The following is a 6,277-nucleotide window of genomic DNA, read 5'->3' on the forward strand; positions in this document are numbered from 1 at the left end:
GGGAGCCGCTGGTCTCGGTGGTGACGCCGTGCTACAACGCGGCGCCGTTCGTGGCGGAGACCATCGAGTCGGTGCTGGCGCAGACGCACCCGTCGGTGGAGCAGATCGTGGTGGACGACGCCTCCACCGACGGGAGCTGGGAGGTGATCGAGCGCTACGTGGCGCTCCACCCCGGCCGGGTGCGCGGCGTGCGGCTGGAGGCGAACCGCGGCGGCAGCCACGCCCGCAACCGGGGCGCGGAGCTGGCGCGCGGCGAGATGGTGATGTTCCTGGACGCCGACGACACCATCGAGCCGGACACCCTGGCCGCGCTGGCCCGCGCGGCGGGCGGGGAGCCCGGCTCGATCTCGTTCTGCCCGTGGGTGCGGTGGAAGCTCGGGGGGAGCGGCGCCTGGACCGCCGCGCCCGCGGACGTCCCCCTCCCCTCGCGCGACGCCGGCGAGGCGCTGCGAGGGTGGCTCACCGGGACCTCCTGGGCGCCGCCGTGCGCCATCCTCTGGACGCGCGCCGCGTACGAGCGCACCGGCGGGTGGGACGAGGAGCTCACCCTGAACGACGACGGCGACCTGATGATGCGCGCCCTCGCCGGGGGGGCGCGCCTGGTGCCGTCGGGCGGGGGGATGGCGCGGTACCGCACCCACCAGGCGGCGCGGGTGTCCGTGAGCCAGACCTTTCTGCAGGAGTCGAAGCTCCGCTCGCAGGTGAGGACGCTGGAAAAGGTGCGGGCGGCGCTCGCCGCGCAGAGACGCCTCGCGGAGTTCGGCGAGGCGCTGGGGGTGGGATACCAGCTCGCCGCGTACTCCGGCTTCAAGAGCGGGCACCTGGAGCTCGCCCGCGAGTGCCTGCGCACGGGCGAGGAGTTCGCCGGGCGCCGCGCGGTGGCGCCCACGCGCGTGGGTAGGCTCCTGGTGCGCGTGTTGGGGATGGAGCGCAAGGAGCGGCTGGCGCAGCTCCTTGCCCGCGCCGGAATGATGACCCCGCAGCGCCGCTCCCTGGCGCGGCTGCGCCGGATGCAGGCCGACCAGGCGGGCGGCCCATGAAGGTGTCCGTGTGCGTGGCCACCTACCTGCGGCCGCAGGGGCTCGAGCGGCTCCTGCACGGCCTGGCGGCGCTGCGCTTCGAGCACGCGCCGGAGCCGGAGCTGGAGATCGTGGTGGTGGACAACGACCCCGCCCGCTCCGCCGCGCCGGTGTGCGAAGCGCTGGCGCCGGCCATGCCGTGGCGCCTCCGCTACGTCCACGAGCCGCGGCGGGGGATCTCGCACGTGCGCAACCGGGCGGTGGAGTGCGCGCGGGAAGGGTCGGATATGTTCGCCTTCATCGACGACGACGAGCTCCCCGAGCCGGAGTGGCTGGACGAGCTGCTGCGCGTGCAGGCGGAGTACGACGCGGACGTGGTGGCCGGCCCGGTCGTCCGGCGGTTCGAGGACGAGCCGGCGCCGTGGGTGCACCGCGGGCGCTTCTTCGACCTCCCGCGCCACGCCACCGGCGCGCGCGTGGAGCACCCTGGCGCGGGCAACGTGCTGATCCGCACCGCCGCGCTGGACGGTATGGCCGAGCCCTTCGACCTGCGCTTCGGCCTCACCGGCGGGGAGGACACCCACCTCTTCCTCCGCCTCTCGCGCACGCAGTGCACGATGGTGTGGGCGGACGAGGCGGTGGCGTACGAGTTCATCCCCGGGAGCCGCGCAACGGCGGGGTGGCTGCTGCGGCGCGTCTACCGCTCCGCGAACACCTGGAGCATGTGCGAGCGCGAGGTCACCCCCGGCGCCCGCCCGCTGGCCATGCGCGCGGCGAAGGGGCTCGCGCGGCTGGGCCTCGGAGTTGCACTCCTTCCGGTCTCCTGGGTCATGGGGCGGCACATGATGGTCCGCTCGCTCTGGTACGTCTGCTTCGGCGCCGGAAACCTCACCGGCCTGGCTGGGCTTCGATACGATGAATACCGCGTCACGCATGGCCGTTGAGCGGCACGCGTCCACCTTTGCGCCCCGGCCGCGGCACCCGCGCCGCGCCGCGATCGAGGACGCGCTCGCTCTCGCGCTGCGCCGCGCCGAGGGGCTCTTCGGCGTCGTGGGGATCTTTCTCTTCTCGGGCGCGCTCGTCCCGCTCCTCCTGTCGAAGAGCGGGGTGGACCTCAGCAGCGGCGACGGCGGAAACTTCCTCCTCCGCGGGATCTACAGCTGCATCTACGCGGGGAGCCTCTTTCTGGTCGCGGTGCGCTGGCGCCGCTCGCTGGCGGTAGCGCTCCGGAGCTGGGCGACGCTCGCGCTGGTGGGGCTGGCGCTGGCATCGGTGGCGTGGTCGGCCGCCCCGGACCTCACGCTGCGCCGCAGCTTCGCGCTGCTGGGGACGACCGCCTTCGGCGTGCTCCTGGCGGAGCGGTACGACACGCGCCAGCTCCTCAAGCTGCTGGCCGTCACCTTTGGGATCGCGGCGGTGATGAGCCTCGCCTTCTCGGTGGGGCTGCCGTCGTACGGCCTGGACGAGGGCGAGCACGCGGGCGCCTGGCGCGGCATCTATCCGCAAAAGAACGGACTTGGGCAGACGATGGTCCTCGCCACCCTCGTCTTCTATCTCCTGCGGCCGCTCGTCACCGGCCCCGCGCGGGCGGCGGTCACGGGGATGATGGCGCTCTCCACCCTGCTGGTGCTCCTTTCGACCTCCAAGACGGCGCTCACCGCGCTGGCGGCGCTGCTGGCGCTGTCCGCGCTGTACCGCGCGCTGCGGTGGCACTTCACCATCGCGCTCCCCGTCCTGATCTCGGTGGTGCTGGTGGGCTCGGGAATCGCGCTCTGGCTGCTCAGCAACAGCGAGGAGATCCTCGTCGCCATGGGCAAGGACCCCACGCTTACGGGGCGCACGCCCATGTGGGAGGCGATCACCGCCAGCATCGCCGAGCGCCCGTGGCTGGGGTACGGGTACAGCGCCTTCTGGATGGGGAAAAACGGCCCTTCGGCGCGGGTGATCGAGGTGATCGAGTGGGTCACGCCGCACGCGCACAACGGCTATCTGGACGTCGCCCTGCAGGTCGGGCTCGTGGGGCTCGCCGTCTTTTTGGCCGGTCTGATCGCCGCCGTCCCCCGCGCGGTGGCCGGGCTGCGGGCCACGCCCACGGCGGACGGGCTCTGGCCGCTGGTGTTCCTCTCGTACATGGTGCTCTACAACTTCACGGAGACCACCCTGCTGCAGCAGAACAACGTGTACTGGGCCCTCTTCGTGGCCACCCTCTGCTCGCCCCTGCTCCACCCGGCGGTGCGCGGCCGCGTGGCGGGTGCCGTGGGGCCGCCGCGTGCGCCGCTCCCCCGCTCGTACGCGGGCGCGGCGTGATGGACGCTCCCACCTTTTCGGTGCTGATCGCCGCGTACAACCAGGCGGAGTACATCGAAGACACGCTGGACACGGTGGCGGCGCAGACGTGCGCGGACTACGAGATCGTCGTGGTGAACGACGGCTCCACGGACGACACCGAGGCGCGCGTGACGCGGTGGATGGAATCGTTCCAGCGGGAGCACGCCAACCGCGTCGTCTTCAGCACCACGGAGAACGGGGGCCAGTCGGCGGCGTTCGAGCACGGATTCTCGCTCTGCACGGGGCGCTACATCTGCCTTCTCGACTCCGACGACCGCTGGCTGCCGGAGAAGCTCGCCAGGGTGATGGACGTCGTCCGCGCCGACGGGGCCGCGGGGATGATCATGCACCCGCTGTACGTGATCGACGTGGAGGGGCGCCGCACGGGCGACGTGCGGCCCAAGCGCGCCAAGATCTCGGAGGGCGACGTACGGGAGGAGGTCCGCCGCACCTCGCGGCACGTGGCCCCCGCCACCACCGGAATCGTGATCCGCGCGGACGTCTTCCAGCGGCTCGTGCCCACGCCGGCGCGGGGGTTCCGCACGCACGCGGACCTCTACCTGACGCTGGGCGCCTGCCTGGAAGCGCCCGTGCGCGCGATGGACGAGCCGCTCGGCGAGTACCGGATGCACCCCAACGGGCAGCACGTCCGCGCCATGCTCTCGCCCGAGGGGCTCGGCCGGTACGTGGAGCTGCAGACGACGCTGATCCGCCACTTCGGGCTGGAGAGCGCGGCGAAGCGCAACTCGTACTTCGTGCGGCACGAGTTCGCCCTGTCCAAGCTCCGCGGCGCCCCCGGCGAGCAGATTTCCACCTACCGGCAGCTGATGGGCGCCACCTGGCGCGACTCGTCGTTCGGGGTGAGGGACAAGGTGCTCTTCTCCGGATACTGGACGGTGTGCCTTGCCGCCCCGCGCCCCCTGTTCTCCAGGCTGTGGCGCGCCTTCCAGCTTCGGCAGACGGGCTTCGACAGGATCGGCCTCGAGGCCACCCCCGAGAGTGGAATCTGATCCCATCTCAACAGACGATAACAATCTTGAAAGGATCAAGATGTCACGCGAAGGCGCGAAGACGCGAAAGAAAGACACGGAAGTACTTTCTTTGCGCCTTTGCGCCTTCGCGTGAGACCATTTCCTCCGATGCACACGGATTCGTGAGAAACGGCTCGACCCACCCGTGACGGACCAGCCCGGACCCGCCGCTCCGCCGCGCCTCACGCTGGCCGGAGTACCCATCGACGCGTGCACCGGCGGCGAGGCGGTGCGTCTCATCGTCGATCACGCCACCCGGGCGGGGCCGCCGGCGTACGTGGTGACCCCCAACGCCATGCACGTGGTGATGCTCCAGGAGATGGAGAGCTTCCGCCGCGTGTACGACGAGGCCTGGCTCTCGCTGGCCGACGGGATGGCGGTGGTGTGGGCGTGCTCGGTGCTGGGCACCCCCGTACCCGAGAAGGTGAGCGGGAGCGACCTCTTCCCCGCCCTGTGCGGCGCGGCGGCGGACGCGGGGGCGAGCGTCTTCTTCATGGGCGGGCGCCCCGGCGCGGCGGAGGGCGCCGCGCGCGTCCTGACGGCGCGGCACCCGGCGCTGCGCGTGGCCGGCACGTACTGCCCGCCGATGGGCTTCGAAAAGGATCCCGCCGAGAACGCGCGGACCCTCGCCGCCGTGCGCGCCGCCGCTCCCGACATCCTCTTCGTGGGCCTGGGCGCTCCCAAGCAGGAATTCTGGATGCACGCCCACCACCGCGAGCTGGGCGTGCCCGTCTCGCTGGGGATCGGCGTCAGCTTCGAGTTCGTGGCCGGGATGGTGAAGCGCGCGCCCGTCTGGATGCAGCGCTCGGGGCTGGAGTGGTTTCACCGGCTGGCGATGGAGCCGCGCCGCCTGTGGAAGCGCTACGCCGTCACCAACCCGCGCTTCGCCGCCCTGGTGCTGCGGGAATACACGAGGGGCGGGAGGCCGCCCGCGCCCCCCGCCCCTCACGATGTCTCCTCGCCGCGCGGTCAGTAGCGGGCGAGGCGGTCCTTGACCTGCTGCCCGATGCGGCTGGGGGTGCCCGCCCAGTCGGTGATGAGCATGGGGAAGGCGCAGATCGGGTCGCGCTTGGAATCCTGCGCCGTGGACTCGCCCGGCGCCGGAGCGGTCCACGCCCACGCGATCCAGGAGAGGTTGAGCTCGTCGGCCTTGTCCAGCGCGGCGTTCAGGTAGCGCGGCGAGCAGTCGTAGTTGCCGAACTCGCTGATCATCACCGGGTCCGTCTTGGCGAGGAAGGCCCAATCCTCCTCCCACGTCTCCGGCTGCTTCCCCGGCCAGTCCCACGGATGCGCCACGTACACCAGGTTGAACCCCTTCACCCGGTGGTCCGGCACCCCGTCCAGGAAGTACCCCCACGAGGTGCCGCCCAGGAGCACGAGGTTCTTGGCGCCGGTGCCGCGCACCTCGTCGTACAGCCGCTGCATCCCCACGGCCTGGAAGGCGGCGCGCGGCTCGTACGTCTGGTCCGCCGGCGCCAGCCCGCCGTTCAGCCACATGTCCCAGTTGGAGAAGCCGAACTCCTGCGCCCCGCCGATGGGGTACGGCTCGCCGTACAGCTCGTACAGCACGCCGCCGTCGTTCTTGTAGCGCTCCGCCACCTGCCGCCAGAACGGGATGGAGTGGTTCACGTCCGGCATCGGCTGGTGCGTGTTGGTCCTGAACACGTCGCCGGGATACGCCGGGTCGCCGCGGTCGCTCGCGTTGAGGGCCAGGATCACGTACAGCCCCGCCTGGCGCGCCTGCTTCACCACGCGGTCCACCCGCGCCTGGTACCCCGCGTCGTAGTACCGCGACTGGGGGAGCCAGAAGAACTGGGCGAGCTCGATGCGCACGGTGTTCGCCCGCCAACCCCGGATGCGCGCGAAGTCCGCAGCGGCCGCCGAGTCGATCCCCAGGCG

Annotated in this window: 6 protein-coding genes; 5 read left to right on the plus strand and 1 reads right to left on the minus strand. The window is 71.8% G+C overall.

From position 1 onward, the window contains the following. The 5 genes from VF647_12095 to VF647_12115 all read left to right on the plus strand — a co-directional run. A partial coding sequence (locus VF647_12095) for a glycosyltransferase (protein ID HEX8452833.1) occupies nucleotides 1–1,040 on the plus strand: 1,040 nt, incomplete at its 5' end. Then, nucleotides 1,037–1,963, plus strand: coding sequence for a glycosyltransferase family 2 protein (locus VF647_12100; GenBank protein ID HEX8452834.1), 927 nt, complete (start codon nucleotides 1,037–1,039; stop codon nucleotides 1,961–1,963). The genes VF647_12095 and VF647_12100, both read left to right, overlap by 4 nt. Further along, a complete protein-coding gene (locus tag VF647_12105; protein ID HEX8452835.1) occupies nucleotides 1,935–3,326 on the plus strand; it encodes an O-antigen ligase in 1,392 nt (463 codons plus the stop codon). Before VF647_12100 ends, VF647_12105 begins: the two co-directional genes overlap by 29 nt. After that, a complete protein-coding gene (locus VF647_12110) occupies nucleotides 3,326–4,357 on the plus strand; it encodes a glycosyltransferase (protein ID HEX8452836.1) in 1,032 nt (343 codons plus the stop codon). Before VF647_12105 ends, VF647_12110 begins: the two co-directional genes overlap by 1 nt. 166 nt (nucleotides 4,358–4,523) lie before the next feature. Beyond that, nucleotides 4,524–5,354, plus strand: coding sequence for a WecB/TagA/CpsF family glycosyltransferase (locus VF647_12115; GenBank protein HEX8452837.1), 831 nt, complete (start codon nucleotides 4,524–4,526; stop codon nucleotides 5,352–5,354). Here the strand turns inward: VF647_12115 and VF647_12120 are convergent. Then, on the minus strand, nucleotides 5,348–6,277 hold a 930-nt coding region (locus VF647_12120; GenBank protein HEX8452838.1), incomplete at its 5' end, for a cellulase family glycosylhydrolase. The genes VF647_12115 and VF647_12120 overlap by 7 nt on opposite strands.

This window comes from Longimicrobium sp. (assembly GCA_036387335.1).
Lineage (GTDB): Bacteria > Gemmatimonadota > Gemmatimonadetes > Longimicrobiales > Longimicrobiaceae > Longimicrobium.